Annotated in this window: 23 protein-coding genes; 17 read left to right on the forward strand and 6 right to left on the reverse strand. The window is 37.4% G+C overall.

The window, feature by feature from the left end:
- Positions 1-126: 126 nt before the first annotated feature.
- The 3 genes from nrdE to nrdH are packed head-to-tail and all read right to left on the reverse strand — an operon-like array spanning position 127 to position 2870.
- Positions 127-2286 carry a class 1b ribonucleoside-diphosphate reductase subunit alpha gene (gene nrdE, locus BAU15_RS02735; RefSeq protein ID WP_161841205.1) on the reverse strand — a complete coding sequence of 720 codons (2160 nt, stop codon included), beginning with the start codon at positions 2284-2286 and terminating at the stop codon, positions 127-129.
- Positions 2276-2644, reverse strand: a complete 369-nt coding sequence (nrdI, locus tag BAU15_RS02740) for a class Ib ribonucleoside-diphosphate reductase assembly flavoprotein NrdI (RefSeq protein WP_161841206.1) — start codon at positions 2642-2644, stop codon at positions 2276-2278. The genes nrdE and nrdI overlap by 11 nt, the downstream gene beginning before the upstream one ends.
- Before the next feature lies 1 nt (position 2645).
- On the reverse strand, positions 2646-2870 hold the full coding sequence (gene nrdH, locus BAU15_RS02745; RefSeq protein ID WP_161841207.1) for a glutaredoxin-like protein NrdH: 225 nt from the start codon (positions 2868-2870) through the stop codon (positions 2646-2648).
- 374 nt (positions 2871-3244) lie between these two features.
- On the opposite strand from nrdH, the gene BAU15_RS02750 reads away from it, so the two are divergent.
- The 4 genes from BAU15_RS02750 to BAU15_RS02765 all read left to right on the forward strand — a co-directional run bounded on the left by BAU15_RS02750 (position 3245) and on the right by BAU15_RS02765 (position 6850).
- A complete protein-coding gene (locus BAU15_RS02750; protein ID WP_161841208.1) occupies positions 3245-3718 on the forward strand; it encodes a FeoA family protein in 474 nt (157 codons plus the stop codon).
- The gene (feoB, locus tag BAU15_RS02755) at positions 3715-5874 is read left to right on the forward strand and encodes a ferrous iron transport protein B (RefSeq protein WP_161841209.1); all 2160 of its coding nucleotides are present in this window, start codon (positions 3715-3717) and stop codon (positions 5872-5874) included. The genes BAU15_RS02750 and feoB overlap by 4 nt, the downstream gene beginning before the upstream one ends.
- Positions 5874-6008 (forward strand): FeoB-associated Cys-rich membrane protein, encoded by a 135-nt coding sequence (locus tag BAU15_RS02760; protein ID WP_161841294.1) that lies wholly within the window; start codon positions 5874-5876, stop codon positions 6006-6008. The genes feoB and BAU15_RS02760 overlap by 1 nt, the downstream gene beginning before the upstream one ends.
- Before the next feature lie 185 nt (positions 6009-6193).
- Complete coding sequence (locus BAU15_RS02765; RefSeq protein ID WP_161841210.1) at positions 6194-6850, forward strand: GntR family transcriptional regulator; 657 nt, start codon at positions 6194-6196, stop codon at positions 6848-6850.
- Positions 6851-6968: 118 nt separating this feature from the next.
- Here BAU15_RS02765 and BAU15_RS02770 read toward each other — a convergent pair whose 3' ends face one another.
- Positions 6969-7454 (reverse strand): DUF2004 domain-containing protein, encoded by a 486-nt coding sequence (locus tag BAU15_RS02770; RefSeq protein ID WP_161841211.1) that lies wholly within the window; start codon positions 7452-7454, stop codon positions 6969-6971.
- 712 nt (positions 7455-8166) lie between these two features.
- Between BAU15_RS02770 and BAU15_RS02775 the strand changes: the two genes are divergently transcribed.
- Positions 8167-9360, forward strand: coding sequence for a quaternary amine ABC transporter ATP-binding protein (locus tag BAU15_RS02775; RefSeq protein WP_161841212.1), 1194 nt, complete (start codon positions 8167-8169; stop codon positions 9358-9360).
- Entirely contained in the window at positions 9353-11071 is a 1719-nt protein-coding gene (locus tag BAU15_RS02780) for an ABC transporter permease/substrate binding protein (protein WP_161841213.1), read from the forward strand. Before BAU15_RS02775 ends, BAU15_RS02780 begins: the two co-directional genes overlap by 8 nt.
- A 135-nt stretch (positions 11072-11206) precedes the next feature.
- Here BAU15_RS02780 and BAU15_RS02785 read toward each other — a convergent pair whose 3' ends face one another.
- On the reverse strand, positions 11207-11482 hold the full coding sequence (locus tag BAU15_RS02785; protein WP_161841214.1) for a hypothetical protein: 276 nt from the start codon (positions 11480-11482) through the stop codon (positions 11207-11209).
- A gap of 382 nt (positions 11483-11864) precedes the next feature.
- Positions 11865-12017, reverse strand: coding sequence for a putative holin-like toxin (locus BAU15_RS15885; protein ID WP_420022111.1), 153 nt, complete (start codon positions 12015-12017; stop codon positions 11865-11867).
- Between the two features lie 447 nt (positions 12018-12464).
- On the opposite strand from BAU15_RS15885, the gene BAU15_RS02790 reads away from it, so the two are divergent.
- From BAU15_RS02790 to BAU15_RS02840, 11 genes are all read left to right on the forward strand, one after another.
- On the forward strand, positions 12465-12713 hold the full coding sequence (locus BAU15_RS02790; RefSeq protein ID WP_161841215.1) for a hypothetical protein: 249 nt from the start codon (positions 12465-12467) through the stop codon (positions 12711-12713).
- A 511-nt stretch (positions 12714-13224) separates the two neighbouring features.
- Entirely contained in the window at positions 13225-13434 is a 210-nt protein-coding gene (locus tag BAU15_RS02795) for a hypothetical protein (RefSeq protein ID WP_161841216.1), read from the forward strand.
- Between the two features lie 200 nt (positions 13435-13634).
- Complete coding sequence (locus tag BAU15_RS02800) at positions 13635-14390, forward strand: ABC transporter ATP-binding protein (protein WP_161841217.1); 756 nt, start codon at positions 13635-13637, stop codon at positions 14388-14390.
- Complete coding sequence (locus BAU15_RS02805) at positions 14387-15082, forward strand: ABC transporter permease (RefSeq protein WP_161841218.1); 696 nt, start codon at positions 14387-14389, stop codon at positions 15080-15082. The genes BAU15_RS02800 and BAU15_RS02805 overlap by 4 nt, the downstream gene beginning before the upstream one ends.
- 30 nt (positions 15083-15112) lie before the next feature.
- Positions 15113-15331: an LPXTG cell wall anchor domain-containing protein gene (locus BAU15_RS02810; RefSeq protein WP_161841219.1), complete on the forward strand. Its 219-nt coding sequence runs from the start codon at positions 15113-15115 to the stop codon at positions 15329-15331.
- A gap of 193 nt (positions 15332-15524) precedes the next feature.
- The gene (locus BAU15_RS02815) at positions 15525-16193 is read left to right on the forward strand and encodes a TetR/AcrR family transcriptional regulator (protein WP_161841220.1); all 669 of its coding nucleotides are present in this window, start codon (positions 15525-15527) and stop codon (positions 16191-16193) included.
- A 369-nt stretch (positions 16194-16562) separates the two neighbouring features.
- Positions 16563-17012 (forward strand): LytTR family DNA-binding domain-containing protein, encoded by a 450-nt coding sequence (locus tag BAU15_RS02820; protein ID WP_161841221.1) that lies wholly within the window; start codon positions 16563-16565, stop codon positions 17010-17012.
- Complete coding sequence (locus BAU15_RS02825; RefSeq protein WP_161841222.1) at positions 17009-17410, forward strand: DUF3021 family protein; 402 nt, start codon at positions 17009-17011, stop codon at positions 17408-17410. The genes BAU15_RS02820 and BAU15_RS02825 overlap by 4 nt, the downstream gene beginning before the upstream one ends.
- A gap of 193 nt (positions 17411-17603) precedes the next feature.
- Complete coding sequence (locus tag BAU15_RS02830; protein ID WP_161841223.1) at positions 17604-18359, forward strand: ABC transporter ATP-binding protein; 756 nt, start codon at positions 17604-17606, stop codon at positions 18357-18359.
- On the forward strand, positions 18340-19182 hold the full coding sequence (locus BAU15_RS02835) for an ABC transporter permease (protein ID WP_161841224.1): 843 nt from the start codon (positions 18340-18342) through the stop codon (positions 19180-19182). Before BAU15_RS02830 ends, BAU15_RS02835 begins: the two co-directional genes overlap by 20 nt.
- A 294-nt stretch (positions 19183-19476) precedes the next feature.
- Entirely contained in the window at positions 19477-21627 is a 2151-nt protein-coding gene (locus tag BAU15_RS02840; RefSeq protein ID WP_161841225.1) for a HelD family protein, read from the forward strand.
- The last annotated feature ends 108 nt before the right edge of the window (positions 21628-21735 follow it).

Below are 21735 nucleotides of genomic sequence, written 5' to 3' on the forward strand. Positions count from 1 at the left end.
CCTCCTTTTATTCAGTCGAAACCAGTCGCTCAATGAACGACTGGTAAATGTTTTAAGTCAATAGTTAAGCGAATGCCTAAATAATGCGTAAGCAATCTGTGAATCGTATCTGGGGAAGAGCTTTGTCTAGATGACGCAGCTTTCACATTGATTGCTACCGATTTCTTCGGCATCGTCGGTAAAGGTCCGGACGTAATAGATAGATTTTACACCTTTATGGAACGCGTAGTGACGTAAAATGTTTAAGTCACGGGTCGTTTGCTTGGTATTATTCTTCCATTCATAGAGACCTTCAGGAATTTCTGAACGCATAAAGAGCGTTAAACTCATTCCTTGATCAACGTGTTGTTGCGCTGTGGCATAAACGTCGATGACTTTACGCATATCCATATCATAAGCAGACGTGTAATAAGGAATCGTGTCGTTTGCAAGATAAGGCGCTGGATAGTAGATTTTACCGATTTTCTTTTCTTGACGTTCTTCGATCATCCGTGTGATTGGGTGGATACTTGCACTGGTATCGTTGATATAAGAGATTGAGCCATTTGGCGCAACCGCTAGACGATTTTGATGGTACAAGCCGTCTTTTTTGACTGCTTCACGAAGGGCTGCCCAATCTTCTGCAGAAGGAATAAAGATATCTTTAAAGATTTCTTTGACCTTATCAAATTTAGGTTGGTATTCACCGCTAACATATTTATCAAAATAACTGCCATTGGCATAATCTGATTTTTCGAAGTTATGGAAGACTTCGCCGTATTCCTTAGCAATCGCATGACTTTCCATTAATGTCCAATAGTTTAATAACATGAAATAGATATTAGTGAAGTCTAGTGATTCTTCTGAACCGTATTCCATATGATTCTTGGCAAAGTAGGTATGCAATCCCATCGCACCTAAACCGATGGTGTGATTTAATTTGTTGCCGTGTTGAATCGAAGGAACCACATCGATATCTGAAGCGTCAGTAACAAAGGTCAACGCACGAGTCATGGCACGAACTGATTTACCGAAGTCAGGACTTTCCATCAAGTTAACGATGTTGGTTGAGCCAAGGTTACAGCTGATATCTGTTCCGAGTGTTTCATATTCTTGGCGACCATTAATCACAGATGGTTCTTGAACTTGCAAGATTTCTGAACAAAGGTTACTCATAATAATCTTGCCATAGACTGGATTAGAGCGATTAGCCGTATCAATATTGATGATGTAAGGATAACCAGATTCTTGTTGTAATTTTGAAATTTCGTTTTCAAGATCACGGGCGCGGATTTTCTGTTTGCGAATATTTGGATTAGCGACCATATTGTCGTATTCTTTGGTGATATCGACGTAAGAGAATGGCACACCGTATTCTTTTTCGACGCTGTATGGGCTAAATAGATACATGTCGTCATTATTTCTAGCTAATTCATAGAATTTGTCCGGCACAATTGTTCCTAAAGAAAGTGTTTTTACTCGGATTTTTTCATCGGCATTTTCTTTTTTCGCTGAAAGGAATTGAATGATGTCTGGATGGAAAACATTTAAGTAGACAACTCCAGCACCTTGACGTTGACCTAATTGATTAGAGTAGCTAAAGCTATCTTCAAATAATTTCATCACAGGAACGACGCCACTAGCGGCTCCTTCGTAACCTTTGATTGGTGCACCGGCTTCACGTAAATTAGAGAGTGTAATCCCAACACCGCCACCAATTCTTGATAATTGAAGCGCTGAATTGATCGAACGACCAATCGAGTTCATATCATCTGTGACTTGAATTAAGAAACAAGATACCAATTCACCACGACGTTTACGACCGGCATTTAAGAAGGACGGCGTAGCTGGTTGATAGCGTTGATGAATCATTTCATCTGCTAGTGAGAGTGCTAACTCTTCATCACCATTGGCAAAGTACAGTGCATTAAAAGCGACACGGTCTTCGTAGGTTTCTAAATAGGCCGTTCCGTCGTTGGTTTTTAAGGCGTACTGTGAGTAAAATTTGTAAGCAGCCATAAATGACTTGAATTGGAAATTTTGCTCGTCCAAAAATTGATAAAGTTTTTCGATAAATTCTTCTGAGTAAAGCTTGATGAAAGCTTCCTCAATATAATCATTTTTCAACAGATAGTTGATCTTCTCTTTAATAGAAGCAAACGTCATTGTATTTGGCTTAGCATTCTCTTCGAAAAATGCTGCTAGAGCTTCTTGATCCTTGTGTAATGGGATTTGTCCGTTAACTGGACGGTTGATCTCATTGTTTAACTTAAAGTAGCTGACGTCTTTTAAATTTTTAAGACTCAAGTTTATTCACAACCTTCTGTATAGTGTCGACATCTTGTGGGGTGCCGCTAAATTCTATTACATGGAGCAATGGAACCTGGTAATGTTGGGCCAATTGTTTTGCTGCATAAACGAATAATTCAGCAAAATTGCGATTGCCACTACCGACGATGCCTTTTAGTAGAAGCGCATTATCATTGTGATCTAAAAAATCATAGACGACATCCATAATTTCTTGGTCATAGGTAGGGACAGCCAGGACAAATGGCTCTTTTATCTCAAAAAAAGGATTTGCAGGCTCAATTTCATAAGCAGGCAAATCCAACTTTTTAACAAATCTTCTGGTTTGACCAGTCATTGAAAAGAAAACAATCTTCATATTAGCTAGCTAATTGTTTTAGTTGGTCAGGGCGGAAGCCGATCACAGTAGCAGCATCAGAAGTAGTCACAGGTACTGTTTGGAATCCTTGTTCTTTTAACCAATCAACAGCATCTGGTTGATTATCAATATTAACTTCTTCAAATGCTATATCGTTTTCGCTTAAGTAGCGTTTCACCATTTTACATTGCATACAATTATTTTTAGAAAAGATTTTTACGTTCATTATAAGTTCCTCCGGTTTCATAAATTACTATACTCATTAGTATAAATCTATCTAGGAAAAAGTCAATCTAAAAACACTATATATTGTGTCCGAAAAATAGTGAGATACCAAGTTTAGTGTTTTGAAAAAATATGAAAGCAAGAATTGCAAGGGAATAAAGGGGCTGTTTAGGTGAAAAAACTTTAAAAAAATTTTTTGAAATGGGCATTTTTTTGAGCAGCTTTTGACAGAATTTTTTGCTCGTACTTCGCTAATTTATTCACAATATCATTGACTTTTTCGGTGGATGGGCGTACTCTTATTGAGAACGATTATCAATTTCAATGGTTTTTTTAATAAACCTGAATGAAAAAAATTCACAAGGAGCAATTACGATGGTATTTCTAAATGAGGCACAGCACAATCGCGTGTATCAGATAAAAGAGTTACAGGTTGAAGAGTCAGTCAAAAGACATCTCAATGAGTTGGGTGTTATTCCAGGTGGCAAAATTGTCTTGATTAATACCTCAGGAGATAATGGCATTGTTTTGTTACATAATAGTAGGATTGCGATTACGCAAAGTGTATTGGAGTCGATTGTTGTCGAAGAACCGGCAGAAAATCCAGCCAATTGGTTGTCGTTGGATCAGTTAGTGACAGGTGAGTCAGGACGTGTCGTAAGTATTCACGGAACTGGGGCAGTGAGACGTCGTTTGATGGATATGGGACTGACACGAGGAACGTCGATTTATGTCCGCAAATTAGCCCCATTGGGCGATCCTATCGAGATTCATGTACGGGGTTATGAATTAACTTTGAGAAAAAGCGAGGCAGAACTTGTGTTGATTGAAAAGGAGGAGAATGAATGAGCGACTGTCAAATTGCTTTAGCAGGAAATCCCAATAGTGGTAAGACGAGCACTTTTAATCAGTTAACGGGTGCTAATCAATATGTCGGCAATTGGCCGGGGGTGACTGTTGAGAGAAAAGAAGGCGAGTTGAAATCAAATCGGGCCGTCAAAATTCAGGATTTACCAGGAATTTATTCACTCTCACCTTATACACCAGAAGAGGTTGTTGCCAGAGATTACTTATTAAAAGGGCAACCGAATGCTATTTTAAATATTGTCGATGCCACAAATCTTGAGCGAAACTTATACTTAACCACCCAACTAATGGAGATGGGTATTCCGATTGTGATTGGCTTAAACATGATGGACATCGTGAACAGACAAGGGAAAAAGATCAACCTTGAAAAATTAGCCTATGGCATGGGAGCACCTGTAGTCGGCATGAGCGCGCTGAAAAAGCATGGCTTAGAAGAAGCGGTTAAAGAAACCCTTCATGTTGCCAAAGAATTTCCTCCTGCAGTGACACATCCTATCTATGATGCCCGTCTAGAAACAGCTTTAAATGAAATCGTCGATGTGTTAGGACAGACGGTCTTGGAAAAACAAAGTCGTTGGTATGCCGTAAAATTATTTGAGCGAGATGAGCAAGCCCAAAACGAGTTGGACTTGAGTAGTATCCAAAAGAAAGAAATCAAAGAAATTATTGCCATTACAGAGAAGATTTTTAAAGAAGATAGTGAAACGATTGTGATTAATGAACGGTATGAATTTATTAGTCGTGTGATTAGCCTGTGTGCGATTGAAAAGGATGAGATTCGTTTATCCTTTAGCGATAAGATTGACCGTATCGTCACGAATCGCTGGCTCGCTTTACCAATTTTTGCCGGTGTGATGTGGGCGATTTACTATTTATCGATTCAAACAATCGGTACGATGGGGACTGATTGGGTCAACGACCAAGTCTTTGGCGAATGGATTCCGACCTTTGTTGGCGATGCTTTGGCTCAGTGGCAGGTTGCTGATTGGATGCAGGGATTAATCTTAGATGGGATTATTGCTGGGGTAGGTGCCGTTTTAGGCTTCCTTCCACAATTAATCGTCCTTTTCCTCTGCCTCTCATTCTTAGAAGATTGTGGTTATATGTCGCGAATTGCCTTTGTGATGGACCGCCTGTTCCGTAAGTTTGGCTTGTCTGGTAAATCATTTATTCCGATGTTGATTGCCACAGGCTGCGGCGTGCCAGGAGTTATGGCGAGTCGAACAATTGAAAATGAAAAAGATCGCCGGATGACAATTATTGTTACAACGTTTATGCCTTGTTCGGCAAAATTACCGATTATTGCCCTGATTGCGGGTGCTTTTTTCCCAACTAGTAGTTGGGTTGCACCATCAGCGTACTTTGTTGGCGTTGGCGCAATTGTTCTTTCTGGGATTGCACTTAAGAAAACTCAATTGTTTGCAGGGGACCCAGCGCCATTTATCATGGAGCTGCCGGCTTACCATTTACCACAGGTGAAAAGTATTTTACGTCAAACGTATGATCGTAGTAAATCCTTTGTGAAAAAAGCCAGCACAATTATTTTTGTTTCAAGTATTTTAATTTGGTTTACCTTCTCATATAACTTTGCTTTACAGCCAGTCGAATCTGAACAAAGTATTTTGGCTAGCTTAGGTCATGTGATTGCGCCATTATTTGCACCATTAGGTTGGGGGAATTGGCAAGGAGCGGTGGCGACGATTACGGGTCTGATTGCCAAGGAAAATGTTATTAATACATTCGGAATATTATTTGGTCATGCCCAAGAAGTTTCTGAAAATGGTCACGAAGTCTGGGGCGCTTTACAAGGAAGTTACACAGCAGTAGCGGCTTATTCATTCTTAGTCTTTAATCTACTATGTGCGCCTTGTTTTGCAGCGATTGGTGCCATTCATCGTGAAATGGCGAATGTTAAATGGACCTGGATTGCGATTGGGTATCAATGTGGACTTGCCTATGCCGTTAGTTTTGTTGTCTATCAATTAGGCCATGTCTTCTTTGAAGGAGGTCACGTGGGTGCTGGTTTTATAATTGCTCTCGTAGTGCTTGCCGGTATGATTTATCAATTAACGAAGAAAAATAAAGGGAAAACAAGCGTAACAGTTCCCTTAACGACTGTTGAAGGAGGGATCAAATGATTGCGACAATCATCCTTTCAGTTGTGATTTTCGGTAGTGCGGGTTATGTCATTTATTCACGTATTAAGACTGGAAAAACCTGTGATGACTGTAACACCAGCTGTCCCGTCAAAACACAACAGAATACAAAATAAGAAAATGATTAGCTATTTTTCAATATTTGTATAGCCAATGGGAAAAGAAGAGGAACTGATATAGTCAAGAGGACTATTCTCAGCCTCTTCTTTTTTGTTAAACGTATGCAAGTTCTTGTTTATTTTGATTATTTTAGTTAAACATAGTAGTATTAGCGTAAGAAGACACAAGGTGAGGATAACATATGCGAGAAAAGAAAAAAGTAGTAGCCTCTAGATATCAGCAGATTGCGGTTGATTTAGCTGAGCGAATTGTTGAAAATAGATATCAAGTTGGCGAGAAGGTTCATGCGCGCTCCACGTTAGCTAGCGCCTATAATGTATCGCCAGAGACTGCCCGCAAGGCGATTAATGTGCTGGTCGATTTGGGAATTATGGAAGTACGTCATGGCAGTGGAGCTTACATTGCATCGAAAGAAAATGCTAAGACGTTTTTAGAACAGTACAAAGATGTTCAATCGATTCAAGAAGTAAAAGTGGAAATCATGGAGAGTGTCAAACAGCAGAAGGATGAATTGGATCATTTTTCTAGATTATTAGATCAACTAGTAGCCCAAACCAAACGTACACATACCATGAATCCCTTTTTACCGTTTGAATTAGTTTTAACAGGTGAGGCACTTCATCTAGAAAGTTCTATCAGTGAGTTGAATTTGTGGCAGGAAACCAATGCAACCGTGGTGGCTATACTGCATCATGAAGAATTGTTGTTGTCACCTGGGCCCTACGCGAAAGTCTCAGAAGGAGATACCATCTATTTTGTAGGGAATGAATACGCGCTTCAACGCATGCAGAACTTCTTTTATCCAGGCGTCAGCTTAGATACGGATTCAATATTATAACAGTCTATCAACTAAAATAAGTCGGCCCTAGAAACAGCTTTTTCGCTGAGTCTAGGGCCGACTTAATTAGACTGTCTTATATAGAAGGGATTTTTAGAAAAAGAAGGCTTTCTCAGTATTATTCTTCTAGGTACAAATCAACAATTCTTTTTTGATCATCAAAACGAACGACTAAAATGGCGTCACCGTGATCAGCTAATAGTCGATAGTCAAAGGTTGCTAGAATATCTTCATCTTCCAAATTAAACCAAATAGAAGCAATCTCTGTCTTGTTGATTAAGTGCTCAATCGATTGTTCGTCGGGTGCGAAAGCCCGATCCAATTCCTCCTGCAGTTCCTCTTTATATGTATCATAGTAAATGTGAACATCCGGATTATTCTTTTGATATTCTTGTAATAAGAAACGTTTTGCCTGCTGATCCAATTCGTGGTAGGCATCCAAAAGCTTTCCTATTTTTAGAAAATCCTTTTCCTCGGTTACTTCGTCGAAAATATCTAAGTGAAAGCTTCGATTGTTTGTTGCATCCTCAACGTCATCAAAGAACCCTTCCTCAAGTGAAACTTTAATTTCGCCAAATAGTTTCGTTGCAAGTGTATAACTCATTTTATCCTCCTATTGATTCCATCATGAATCAGTTTTTTGTCTTAGCGTATTTTTTGGAACAGTTTTCGTCACAGTTCTTATAGGGATACTTGTCATAACTATCTGTGTTTTTTTCGGGTCTTCCTGGTAGTTGATGGTTCAATTGTTCAAGTGGTTGATGCTTATGTAAAAAAAGTCTGAATATATCTGTTCTTTTAGGATATGTACGGTAATTGCTCTGTTTTTTGAAGCTGTTTTTATCACACGCATAAGTCTCTTACAGCATATTTTACTATAAGTGGGACTATATGACTTTTATTTTTACTCATTCCTGTAAATATTTTCCGTGTTGTAAGTCTGAACAAACTATCACTAGATGGCCTAAGAATGTGAAGACAACTAAGACTGAAAATCGATAAAATACCTAAGTTATTTTATATTATAGCACGACTCTAAACTTTCTTGGTTTCAAATGAATAAATAAAAGGGGAAATATTAAATAACAGAAGCAACGAGCTAATAATCGCGACAGTATCTGAGAAAAAAGAGTATATTACGCCCTTTATAATAAACAATTATGGATTAATTAACTTCCTTTTTCCGTACCAAAATAAGTGAAATAAGCGCCAAAAAAGAATTATTTTTTTGACAAAGTGACAACACCGTGTTAATCTAGTGTGGTCACTTCGTTTTCAGAAAGAAAATGAAAAAACGTGAAAAGGGAGATTTTTTTTTGGTAAAAGTAAAAGTAAATAATTTAACAAAAGTATTTGGTAAGAAGGCAGCAACAGCGTTAGCGATGATGAAAGAACATCGTCCTAAGACGGAAATTCTGAAAAAGACAGGCGCTACTGTTGGTGTGTATGATGTGAATTTTGAAGTGAACGAGGGTGAAATTTTCGTAATTATGGGGCTTTCAGGGAGTGGGAAATCAACCTTGATTCGTCTATTAAACCGATTAATTGAACCAACTTCAGGAGATATTTACATCGACGGAGAAGATATCGCAAAATTGAGTAAAGAGGGTTTGCGTGAAGTTCGCCGTCATAAGATGAGCATGGTTTTCCAAAATTTTGGTTTATTTCCTCATCGAACGATTTTAGAAAATACAGAGTATGGCTTGGAAGTACGGGGCATTCCTAAAGAGGAACGTGAGAAAAAAGCCGAGCAAGCTTTAGAAAACTCTGGACTAATTTCATTTAAAGATCAATACCCTAATCAATTATCAGGTGGGATGCAACAACGGGTTGGACTAGCTAGAGCATTGGCTAATGACCCTGAGATTCTCTTAATGGATGAAGCTTTCTCAGCCTTAGATCCATTGATTCGTCGAGAAATGCAGGATGAACTGATTGATTTGCAAGCGACTGTGCAAAAAACGATTATATTTATCACCCATGATTTGAATGAGGCCTTACGGATTGGCGATCGCATTGCCTTAATGAAGGATGGCGAGATCATGCAGATTGGGACTGGGGAAGAAATTCTAACAAATCCAGCCAATGATTATGTGCGTGAGTTCGTGGAAGATGTCGATCGTTCGAAGGTCTTGACTGCCCAAAATATTATGGTGCCAGCTTTGACGACGAATATTGACATCGATGGCCCAACGGTTGCTTTAAATCGTATGCGTAAAGAAGAAGTTAGTATGCTAATGGTGGTCAATAAAAAACGTGAGCTGAAGGGCTACATAACGGCTGAAAATGCACTAGAAGCCAGAAAAACACAGCGTCCGTTGAGTGAGTTCGTGGATGCCACGATTACAACGATTGATAAAGATATGATGGTTAATGATATTTTCAACATTATTTTCGATTCACCAACTCCACTAGCGGTTGTTGAGAATGGGCGCCTTCAGGGAGTTATTATTCGAGGCGGCGTGATTGAAGCATTAGCAGAAACGAGTGAGGTGAGTGTCAATGAATAACTTTTTAACGAATCAATTACCCGTCGCTGACTGGGTTGAAAATATAACAGAATGGTTAACGAACACGTTTGCTGGATTGTTCTCATTTATTCAAAGTAGCGGACAATCAATGATGGATGGCATTACCAATGGGTTAGTGCAAATTCCACCAGTAATTTTTATTTTACTATTAACACTGATTGCCTTTTTAGTCTCACGCAGACACTTAGGCTTACCAATTTTTACATTTATCGGCTTATTGTTCATCTATAATCAAGGCTTATGGACAGATTTGATGAGCACCGTAACTTTAGTCTTAATTTCAAGTGTTGTCTCGATTGTCATCGGGATTCCATTGGGTATCTTAATGGCTAAAAGTAGTAAGGCGCAAAGTATCATCACACCGATTCTTGACTTTATGCAAACTATGCCAGGCTTCGTTTATCTGATTCCGGCGGTTGCTTTCTTCGGTATCGGGATGGTCCCAGGGGTCTTCGCCTCAGTTATTTTCGCGTTACCACCAACGGTTCGTTTTACCAATTTAGGAATTCGTCAAGTACCGACTGAGTTAGTCGAAGCATCGGATTCATTTGGGGGAACAGCGTGGCAAAAACTATTTAAATTAGAATTACCATTAGCTAAAAATACCATTCTAGCCGGGGTCAACCAAACAACTATGCTTTCTCTATCGATGGTTGTAATTGCCTCAATGATTGGTGCACCAGGATTAGGTCGTGGCGTATTGTCAGCCTTACAACGGGCACAAGTCGGGAACGGGTTTGTCAACGGGGTAGCCTTAGTTATCTTGGCGATTATCGTCGACCGCTTTACGCAACATTTAAATAAACCGAAGACGGCCGCTTCAAAAGCGACGTCTAAGAAAAAGAAATGGGTCACAGTTGCGAGTGTGGCAGTGATTGTCTTGGCCGCTGTAGGCTTAAGTGCGTTTACTGGAAATGATAAATCAGATAAAGAAATTAATTTGGCCTACGTTGAATGGGACACTGAAGTGGCTTCAACCAACGTCGTAGCTGAAGTTTTAAGAGAAATGGGCTACAAGGTTAATTTGACGCCTCTAGATAATGCAATTATGTGGGAATCTGTTTCTAAAGGAGAAATGGATGGGATGGTCGCTGCTTGGTTGCCGAACACCCATGGCTCGCAATATGCGCAATACAAAGATCAAGTCGATGACCTCGGTGAAAACTTAACCGGAGCCAAAGTTGGGATTGCCGTGCCATCATACATGGACGTTAATTCTATCGATGAATTAAGCGATCAAGCCGGAAAAACAATTACCGGGATTGAACCAGGGGCTGGTGTTGTAAATGCTGCCGAAAATACTTTGAAAACTTATAGCAATCTGAGCGATTGGACTGTTGAAACATCTTCTTCAGGTGCGATGACAGTTGCTTTAGGGCAAGCGATTAAGAATAAAGAAGAAATCGTGATTACTGGCTGGTCACCACACTGGATGTTTGCTAAATATGATTTGAAATATCTTGAAGATCCAAAAGGTGGTATGGGCGATGCAGAAGCAATCCATACGATCACTAGAAAGAATCTGAAAGAGGATCAACCTGAAGCATATCAATTGTTGGATAATTTCAACTGGACCAAAGAGGATATGGAAGAAGTTATGCTAGAAATCAATAACAAAAAAGATCCGGAAGATGCAGCTAAAGAGTGGATTGAGAAGAATCAAGATTTAGTTGAAAGCTGGAAGAAATAAACATAGCTAGTATGTTTGGCTAAGTAAATCAAAAAGGAGTAATCGAATTCTCGTAAGGGGAGACGATTATTCCTTTTTGTGTTGAAGCTATGAGTTGGATTGCTGACTGTCGCCTGCGAGTATGCCTTCGGCTGGTTAGTGGGAAACTGTTTTTTCAATTAAATCGTCGATGTAGTCATTGAAGTATTGAAGTTTTCCGTCGATTTTATTTAATTGGTTTAGATCTTCAGCATTTAAAATTTGATTGTTTTTTAGATGTGAAAGATGGCGTTGCAAAATCATCAATGGATCATTATCATCGCTTATGTTTTCTTCAATGAGGAGATTTATCAACTTATTCATGACATAGGCAGCGTATTCCCTCGTTACTTCTTGTTCAAGTGTGAGATTATATTGTTCTGACAAGTTCATTTTTGTTGCTCCTATCTCTGAATTATATTTTCAATATCCTTGTTACATTTGTTCAGCTTTAAATTACTACTTTAATTTATGATAGGCTTGTTTATTAGAAAGTATTGTTGTATTTTCTATTCTTTAAAAGGTGCTTTATATGTTCAATTTACTTTGCGTACCAATGATAAGATTGATAACTGTGGGGATGAGCAGTTGGGTATAAAGAAATTGTAGTGCTAAAGATAGGAAAATAGCAAGATACATGCTATACTTGCAATTGAAAAGGATATACGCGGCAAACGTATACCCTTCGCAGCACAACTGCACCGTTTAAAGAACGGTGACGAAAAACTTAAATTATTTCAAAAAGAAATAACCGAGTCTCGCTAAAGAAAGACGGTTATTTCTTTTTGTCGTTATTCACAATTTGTAGGATTCCGAAGATTAATAGGGCGACAAAAGCGCCGAAATTAATCATCAGACCTATACTTGCAATAGTATACAAAAGGCCTTTCCTTCCTATAGAACTTTGAGTTACGTGTATGAACATCATACACCACCTCCGCTTCCTATATTTTGATGGATAGCCACCGTCAATTAAACTTTACTGTTGGAGGATGTCATAGAAGCGGTTAGCTCCGAGAAATAAGAGGGAATTTCTGAAAATTGCTTTCCAAATTTTAGAGAATTTCAGCTTATTTCCGTGGGAGCTGCTTCTTTGGCACCGCGGACTTCGAGTAACGTCACTAATGAAAGCTCTTTCTTTTTGCTGTTTCTGTGTACTTTATAATAATTATTTATGCTTTAACTGTATTACGTACTTTTATAAATAGTTACTGCTAGCCTGAGAGGTTCTTTTCACGGCTATATTTTCATATGATATAATATGAAATAAATGGTAAAACTAGCTGCTTTTTTGAATTTCTGTGAAGTGGTTTTATTGAGAAGTTCGTTTTAAATAAAGAGAAGACTAAAAATAGAAATAATTGGAGGAATGTCTATGCGCAAAGAAAGTATTCGAGAGGTTATTGGTTTCTTTATACCCGTTGCAGTTGTTATCTTAGGTTCGTTGTTTGCTATCTATACTGAGGATTTTACCTATCTTAAAATGTGTACGATTGGTGGATATGGGTTTATTCCTTTATTTATTTGGAGGCTGTGCGCGAACATCTATTACGATACATTGTTTAAAAGAGAAGAAAATAATGCTGAAACGGAGAATTTCGAAAAAGACGATGAGTCGTTTTAAATTAGTACATACACAGTGAGGCTATTCCTTCATCAGAATAGGCTTACTGTCTTTTTTTTCATTAAAGGGATTATAAAAAATAAGGGTGCTAGAAAGCTTTTAATGATAAGCTTTCTAGTCCTTTTCATTTGTCCAAAATCTTTGTAAATAAAATTTAGGAAAAACCTAGTTCAGGTTCATCTAATGAATATCCACCTAAAATAAGGCTAGAGAGGGATGGATTTTTCTTAGTTTAATTTTGAATAAAGAATCAATCACCTCTTTACACGAATAAATTATCGTGTTATTATATATACATACCAACGGTCAGTATATAAAAATTTATAGCTATTTTACTGGGTTAGCGTAAGATTTTGAACAAATTTATTTTTACTCACATACTAATTTCCTTAACTAAATATTTGTGTGCTAAGAATTATTATTTAAGATTAAAAGAAAAATATGAACAAATTAGTGATTACCTAAGAGTAGTTGCAAAGATTAAAAAATAAAAATTAGGAGATGTTAAAAAATGAAAGAAAGTATTCCGATTTTCCGTATGGCAAAAAAACATTTAAACCCTAGTGAAGAGGTTGCATATAAAACAACGACTCCATCTATTTGGACTGGCGTAGCAATTGTGGCTGTAGGCATGGCTATTGGTTCAAAAAAAACGATGGCCGTAGGAGCACTCATGAGTGCAGGCAATTTCTTATTTCTAAAATCTCGAACTGGAAAATAGCACATTTCAGTGAGAGGCTATGAATCATAATAGATCTATTATTATCGGTGTTAAAAAGGTGAAGGTATGGACAAGAGAGTAAAAAGACATAAAAGCTGAGTTTATGACGATACTTTTCATTATAAACTCGGCTTTTTGTAATTTTTTGATTTCAAACATAGCTTACCTGAAACTATTTAGCTAATAAAAGGAGTGAGACATTGACGACTGCGATTATAACAGAAAATGTCAGTAAAACAATCAATCAAAAGGACATTGTAAAAGATATCTCCATCGAAGTAGAACAAGGAGAGATTTTAGGTATTCTAGGTAGAAATGGTGCGGGTAAAACATCCTTAATGAAACTCTTATTAAATATTGTATCGCCAACTACAGGAACTATACAATTATTAGATAAGACAGTTACTAAAGAAAATAATACAGTATTAGGTGAAATTGGGTGTTTAATTGAGACTCCGGTCTTTTATAATCAGTTAACGGCTAGAGAAAATTTAGAGATTCACTGTTTATATATTGATGAAAAATATTGTGAAAATATCTCGGCTACCCTGACTTTAGTTGGATTGGGCGATAATGAAAATGAGCCTGTTTCAAGTTTTTCATTGGGTATGAAGCAACGTTTAGGAATTGCTAGAGCGGTAGTAACGAAACCTAAAATCTTGATTTTAGATGAGCCTATTAATGGATTAGATCCAATCGGAATGATAGATGTTCGCAATATTTTATTAGAAATGAATCAAAAACACCAAACGACAATCCTGATTTCAAGTCACATCATAACGGAGCTTAGCCAGATTGCAAGTCGTATAATAATCATGGAAGAAGGAAGAATCATTCAATCTTTAGGTCAAGATGAATTAGACGCAGAGCAAAGAAGCTTAGAAGAAGTATTCATTCAGATTATCCAAGATTATCAAAAACCAGTCAATACACTAACAAAAGAGGAGAATCAATGAAAGCATACGTAAAAATTGAGTTGAAAAAAATTAGTTTAAAGAGTCAATTTGTCGGATTATTGATTGCCAATATTTTTGTTATGCTGCTGTCAGTATCTTTAGGGATGTTGATTCCAATGTCAATGGAAGTAATGGAAGGAATGAATTTTTCAATCAGCGCTGCTGTATTGGTTGATACACTCATTAAAGCAATTTTCATTATCTGGGAAGCTGTTTTGTTGGCAATGTTAGTTGTTAGTGAGTTTCAAAATAATACGGCCTTGATGTTTTATACATATCCAGTTCAAGTCAAGAAAATCATTATGGCAAAAGTTGTGATTGTCTTGTCGCTTATAACTGCTTTTATTTTTATTTCTGAGTTGATCCAAAATATTATTCTGTATTTAGTAAGTTTCATTTTTCCAAGTATCAATTACCAATTTGATATAAGCTTATTGTTTACGTTGATTATTACAACAGTCGGTAGCGTATTAATGGGGTTAATTCCTTTATTCTTCGGGATGCTTAATAAATCAGTTATTGCGACTGTGACCGTGTCAATTTTTATCATGTGTATTGTTACATCTTCAGCAGCCGGTCCAGGAGGAATTCTTTCAAAGGGAACCGCAGCAATATTTCTTGGGATTTTAGGTGTCATTGCTGGAAAAGCAACGTTTGCTAGAATTGAAAAAGAAGATTTTATATCAAAATAAATAATTATAATAACGAGAGGGGCAAATAAAATGATACCAATGATGCCAAAAATGAATAAAGATTTAGTTGTAATGGGAAATTATATTTTTGTAATAGTGGGGGTTATTGTCTTAGTTATAGGACTGATTATTTACCTAGTCACAAGAAAAAAAGAGAAAAAAGTTTTAAAATATGTTGGACTTGGAATGATGGCATTCGGCGTTTTATCAGTGTTGAACAATATTATCCAATATTTCATTTTCAGGTAAAACAATTTTTCATTTCAGTGACATTAACTAACTATCTTGCTGATTGAACGGTAGCTAGTGAATCCGAATGATTTCAGTAGCATTCAATCTTTCTATAGTCTGAATAGTCTGAATTATAGCTTTACACTAGAAATGATTAGTGCTACGATTCAATAAAAGTAAGCTAGTAAATAAGCAGAGCGGAGGCAAAAGCGTGGCTAGAAATAAAAATCCAGAGGTAACAATTGAAAAGATTTTAGTCATTTCTGAAAATTTGTTTCAGACTAAAGGATATGATAAAACAACAATCCATGACATTATTCGAGAGTTAGGAATGTCTAAAGGTGCAATCTATTATCATTTCACTTCAAAAGAAGAAATATTGGAAGCTGTTATACAAAAACAATTTAAAAATTCTCATGATGAGTTGATTGCGATCATTAGTACGATTGAGGCGGATAATGCCAAAGATAAGTTAATACAACTAATGCGCTTGATTGAACAGAGAACCTATAAAAATAGAGTAAGCCCTCTTCAAGAAGTAATGATAAATCAAGCGAATAATCCGCAATTTATCATTTCAGGTATGCAGATAGCTGTCCAACAAGAAGCTCCTTTATTTGCTGAAATTATTGAAGAAGGGATAAAGGATGGTTCTCTAGAAACCGAATACCCGAATGAATGTGCTGAGATGTTTTTGTTATTGATTAATTTGTGGTGTAGTCCATTTGTATTTGAATCAAGTTTGGAACGTGTAAAAAAACGATTGCTATTTTTAAGACATAATATGCAACTTTTAGGTGTAGACGTCATAAGTGATCAATTGATTACAGATTTGATTGGATTTTATCAAGAAATATATGCTGAACTTGAGATAGAATAAATTTTATTATCTATTGACGAAAATAATTAACCGAGCAGCTCGTTCATGAATGAGCTGCTCGGTTAATCACTAGAAAAAGTTAATAAGGACTGATGAGTTGTGTGAAATTAAATCTGGCTCAGAATGAACATCATTCTGACTCAGATTTTTTTGTTATTTCACTGAAAGGATTGCTTCTTCTGTTATCGCTGCCGGTAACAGTAGTAGTATGGCTAAGGAATCTGATGTAAACAACCTCTTTTTCTAACCTTTTACAATATAAATGATTAAGTCGTTATTAATCAAAAAGTACTTATATTTTATCTTTTTTTATGCTGATTTCGATGTGCTATAATTGAGAATAAATGTAGAAAAGAAGTAGGTGTCTGGGTGAAGTCGAGAGTTGAGATTGTGGAAGTGGATCAGGAGGAGTCTGTCCATCTTAAAATACATGAGCTGACGGGAACGATTGAGAAGGCTTTGGCGCTTTTGACGGAGAAGGAGAATTTTCTGTTAGGGGAATTGAATGGGGAAATGTATCGGATTCCGTTTCTGAATGTGCTGTATGTTGAGGTGGTTGATAAACGTAGTTACCTATATACGAAGGGGCAGGTTTATCAAAGTAATGAGAAGTTGTATCAGCTGGAGGAAAAATTATTGCCTTATAATTTTTTGCGGATATCAAAATCAATGTTGTTAAATGTTGAAGCAATTTTGAGTGTTTCGCCGATGTTGAGTGGTCGACTTGAAGCGACTTTACTGAATCATGAACGCGTGGCAATCTCGCGGAAATATGTACCGGCACTGAAAAAAGGATTAGGAATGGGGCGAAAAGAATGAAGCAATATATTCGGAAGGCCATCTCGATTATGTCCTTGGTTTTTACGATATTGGTCGTCGTTAGTTTACTGATAGATAAGGACGTGCTGCTTAACATTGTCGAGTTTATGCTGGGTGTTTCGGCAATTTCTGGCTTGCTGATTTTTCTGGTACAGGACAATGAGAGTTATTCCAATAGTCGGGTGATTATGAATCAGATTATTTATATCGCCTTGATTTTCGCGATGGTTGTTTTAGGTGATATCTTTTATAAATGGGATCTAGGCTGGCTACGATTGGGCTTCATTTTTCTATTGATTCTGGCCATTTACTTCTTTATTAAGCTGTTTATGTATGGCCGAGATAAACGAGAAGCCGATGAAATTAATAAATATATCCAAGAGAAAAAATCAAAATAAAAATCAAAATAGAAATCGAAATAAGCATCCAAGCTTGAAGACTGACACAAACAGTTTTCAAGTTTTTTTTGGTTTAGACGAAAATTTTTACCTCTTAGTTGCCTATTTCTACCACTTAGTCAAAAACGATAGTTGTCGGGTGAGAATTTGGGTATTCTAGGTTTATCAACAAGAGAGAAGAGGAGTTAAGCAGATGAATGAATTAATTAAAGTGAGCCATTTAAGTAAAGCCTATAAAAATCACCAAGTCGTAAAAGATCTTTCATTTTCGATTAAACAAGGAGAATTATTTTCTATATTGGGACCGAATGGCGCAGGGAAGTCGACGCTGATTTCCTTAATATTGGGATTAGTCAAAGCTGATTCGGGTGAAATCCTCGTGGAGGGGCAACCGATGGATCGCCAATCAATCGAATACAAATCATTGATTTCAGTGGTGTTCCAAGAAAGTATCTTAGATGCGGAATTATCAGTTAAAGATAATTTATTGATTCGTAGTTATTTCTACACGAATAACTGGAAAAAGGCGGAGCAATTATTAAAAGAAAAATTGGCGGATGTCGATGGCTTATATTTACTGAATAAACGGTATGGCGTGTTATCTGGTGGTGAAAGACGGAAGGTTGACATTGCCCGGGCGTTATTAAATACACCGAAATTATTATTTTTAGATGAACCGACAACGGGTTTAGACATTATTTCTAGAGCGAACATGTGGAAATTAATTCATCAATTGAAAGAGAAATATCAGATGACGATCGTGTTGACGACACATTATATGGAAGAAGCGCGGGACTCATCGACGATTGTTATGCTGGAAAAAGGCCAAGTCGTGGCTTACGATAGCCCGAAAGAGTTGAAAGAGACGTATCACTGTCTAACATTAGAGGACGTATTTTTGACAATTATGGAAAAGGGGAGCGAACAAAATGAATGCATTAGTATATAGAGGATTACGATTATTTTTCAAGAATAGACAGGCCGTGATGGGGGCCTTTATCGCAGCGATTATTTTAATCGTGTTATATGTATTTTTATTGGGCGACAATTTGGCGAGTCAGTTATCGGCGGTAGCACAGCCACAAATGTTGGTAGATACGTGGATGTTGGCGGGGGTAATCGGGATTGTCTCGGCCAGTTCGACCTTTGGCGCAGCGAGTTTATTGACGCGTGATAGAGAACGCAACGTCTATACCGATTTTATGATTTCACCGATTAAGAAAAGTAAAATCATGTTGGGGTACTTCTTGAGTACTTTTCTGGTTTCCTTATTGATTACGGTGGCAGTAGTAATCATCTCTGAATTGTACATTGTTTTTGTTTCTGGTGGCGCGTTGCTTTCTCTGAAACAAGCGGCAATGTTGGCGGTAGCTTGCCTATTCACTGTCTTTTGTTCATCAGCTTTCATGTTTTTTATCGTAAGTTTCTTCAATCGAATGGATACATTTTCAACCATGACCTCAATCATTGGCCCATTGTTGGGCTTCATCACCGGTTGTTATGTGCCGATTGGTAGCTTGCCAGAAACGGCGCACACTGTGGTAAATTATTTCCCTTTAACGAGTGGGATTGTCTTGATTCGTCAAATTTTGACTGAAAATGTTTTAGCGACTGAAAATACACAAGTTACGCAGACCATCAAAGAAGAATTAGGAATCACGATGAATTTTCAACATGAAACCTTCGTTTGTCTGGCTATCCTGGCGATCTCAGGGATTGTATTCTTAGCGATTGCTTTGTGGAATATTAAACGCTTTGAAGCAAAACGGTAAGACGGACTGCTCAGCTCAGGTTTTGAGAATATAGCTGGCTGAGACGAAAATTAACGAATGAAAAAATCAATAGGAATGATAGTAAACGATGTATTAGTCAGCTAGTTCTGAAGCTTGGCTAATATTTTTTTATGCGAAATTTTTGGAGGAGATTCTGGCTGAAAGACTCTTTCGATACCAATTTTATGAGAGCCATAGACTAGTGAATAGCTGTCTAATCGCATTTTATTGAAATATCTGAGAAATTGGCGTAGAATGCTTGAGCAATACTATTTGTGATAAAGGAGAATGTGTATGGTCAACACACGAGAAGAAGAGTATCTGCAACAAACCTATGGAGAGTTGGTGCTGGCGCAAGAGCAGCTGGTCAATTTGTTGACGCATGCGAAGGAGGATGGGTTGTCGGCACTGAGTGAGATGTCGGGTGATATCAGTTTAAACTTTGATAGTGTGCTGGATAATCTGGATACTTTTTCCATGATTGAGATGAAGAATCGGGAAATTGATCAGATGAATATCAAGGTTCAATCGGCTGACAAACAGTTGCAAAAGGTCGAGAGGTTACTAGAAAATCCTTATTTTGGTAAAGTCTCTGTTGATTTTTTGGACGAAGAACCTGATGAAGACTTCTATATTGGTATGCATAATTTTGCCAATGAAGAGGGCGAGAATCGGATTTATGATTGGCGCTCACCGATTGCTGAGCTATTCTACAACAACATGATTGGTCCTTCTAGCTATACGGCGAATCAGCTGGCTATTCAAGTCGAAATCTTAAATCGGCGACAATTTCTGATTGAAAAAAATCGATTGTTGCGGTTCTTTGACACCTCGATTGCGATCCAAGATGATGTGCTTTTGGCAGCCTTGGAACAAAATTCTAGTAGTCAGATGCAGGATATTACTTCTACGATTCAGCAGGAGCAGAATGCGATTATCCGGGATTCAGGGAAACATAGCATTTTGGTGAATGGCGTTGCCGGTAGTGGCAAGACGTCCACGATTATGCAGCGGATTGCTTATTTGCTGTATTCTTTGCGACAAGAAATTACCTCAGAGGATATTTTGATTTTATCCCCAAATAATAAATTTATTCAATATATTAGCGATGTCTTGCCGTCATTGGGTGAGAATAATCCACGTAATCAGACGATTTTACAATTTACACAACAGTATGTAGAGGGAAATATCGAAGATGAATCTGCTTATTTTGCGCGTATCAGTTCAGAAGAAGTGGATGGACAAACGGCCAATTTACGGAGCAAAGAATTGATTGATTTTCTGGAAAAAGCGAGTCAAACAATCCAATTAGACAAGCTACCGCTAAAGGCTATTACGCAAAAAGGAAAAGTTGTCATCTCAGAAAAATTGCTGGATGAGTTTTATCAAAAAACACCTAAAGGAGCAGCATTGATTGATCGTGTACAAGCAACTAAGCGATTGCTTACAGAATACTGGGACAATCGTTTGTTACGCCAAGCCAAAAATAAAGAAACGCAAAATCAGATTTTATCCTTATCAGAAGAGCAACAGAAGAAATATTTTGGCCATTTGATTGAAGATGATTCGCCATCAAGTGTGGCAGAGTATGGTTATAAACTGTTGAAACGGACCTATCGAAAGGTTACAAAAGCGATTAAAGCCATCGATTGGTTAGATAAAGAAGGCCTATTTTTAACCTTATATAATGAGTTTACAAAGGAAGATTATCACTTTACCTCGCCAACTGAATATACGCTGGATGAAGCGATTATTATGTTATATATTCAACATTGCTTCATTGGAAAATTAGAGTTGCCAAAAACGAGATTTGTTTTGGTGGATGAGGTTCAAGATTACACGCCGGCACAGATGCAGTTATTGATTGAACTTTTTTCCGGTAGTCAATTCACATTGGTCGGCGATGAAAATCAAGCTATCTTCAATTCAGCGATTTCATTTACGACAATCATTGAGACATTTGAAGAACACTCGAAAGAAATTTCTCAGTATAATCTGCTGAATAGTTACCGATCAAGCGGCGCAATTACGAAACTATTCAAAAAGTTAAGTCTACAATCTACGCAACAGATGGAGATTGTGCCAGTCCGACCGAAAGGGGAAGACCCACGATTCTATGCGATTGCTGACAAAACAGACTTGAAAAAAACTATTCTGGAGTTAATAGCGATGCGTGGTGAAAAGCTGACCATTGTGACAAAAACATTGGAGGAAGCAACTGAGTTAAGCGACTGGTTTTCAGCTGAAATAACGAATAAGAAGCTGGAAGTATATCCGATAAGTCTATCAAAAGGCTTAGAATTTGATCACGTTTTTCTGTATAATGTATCGAAAAATCATTATCAATCCACCAGAGACCAGCGAATTTTATATACCGCAATTTCTCGAGCAATGCAGACTTTAGTAATCGGCTATCAGCAAGATCTTTCTGCGTTTTTAGCATAGATAAAATTCAGATAGATGCCAGTCTAAATAAGTATCAAAGAAAATCAGCAGGTATTTTTAGGACAATTCAACTGCCTTTTGTTCATCTATAAAAGGCAGCCGAATTGT

It is taken from the genome of Candidatus Enterococcus huntleyi (assembly GCF_009933175.1).
GTDB lineage: Bacteria > Bacillota > Bacilli > Lactobacillales > Enterococcaceae > Enterococcus_K > Enterococcus_K huntleyi.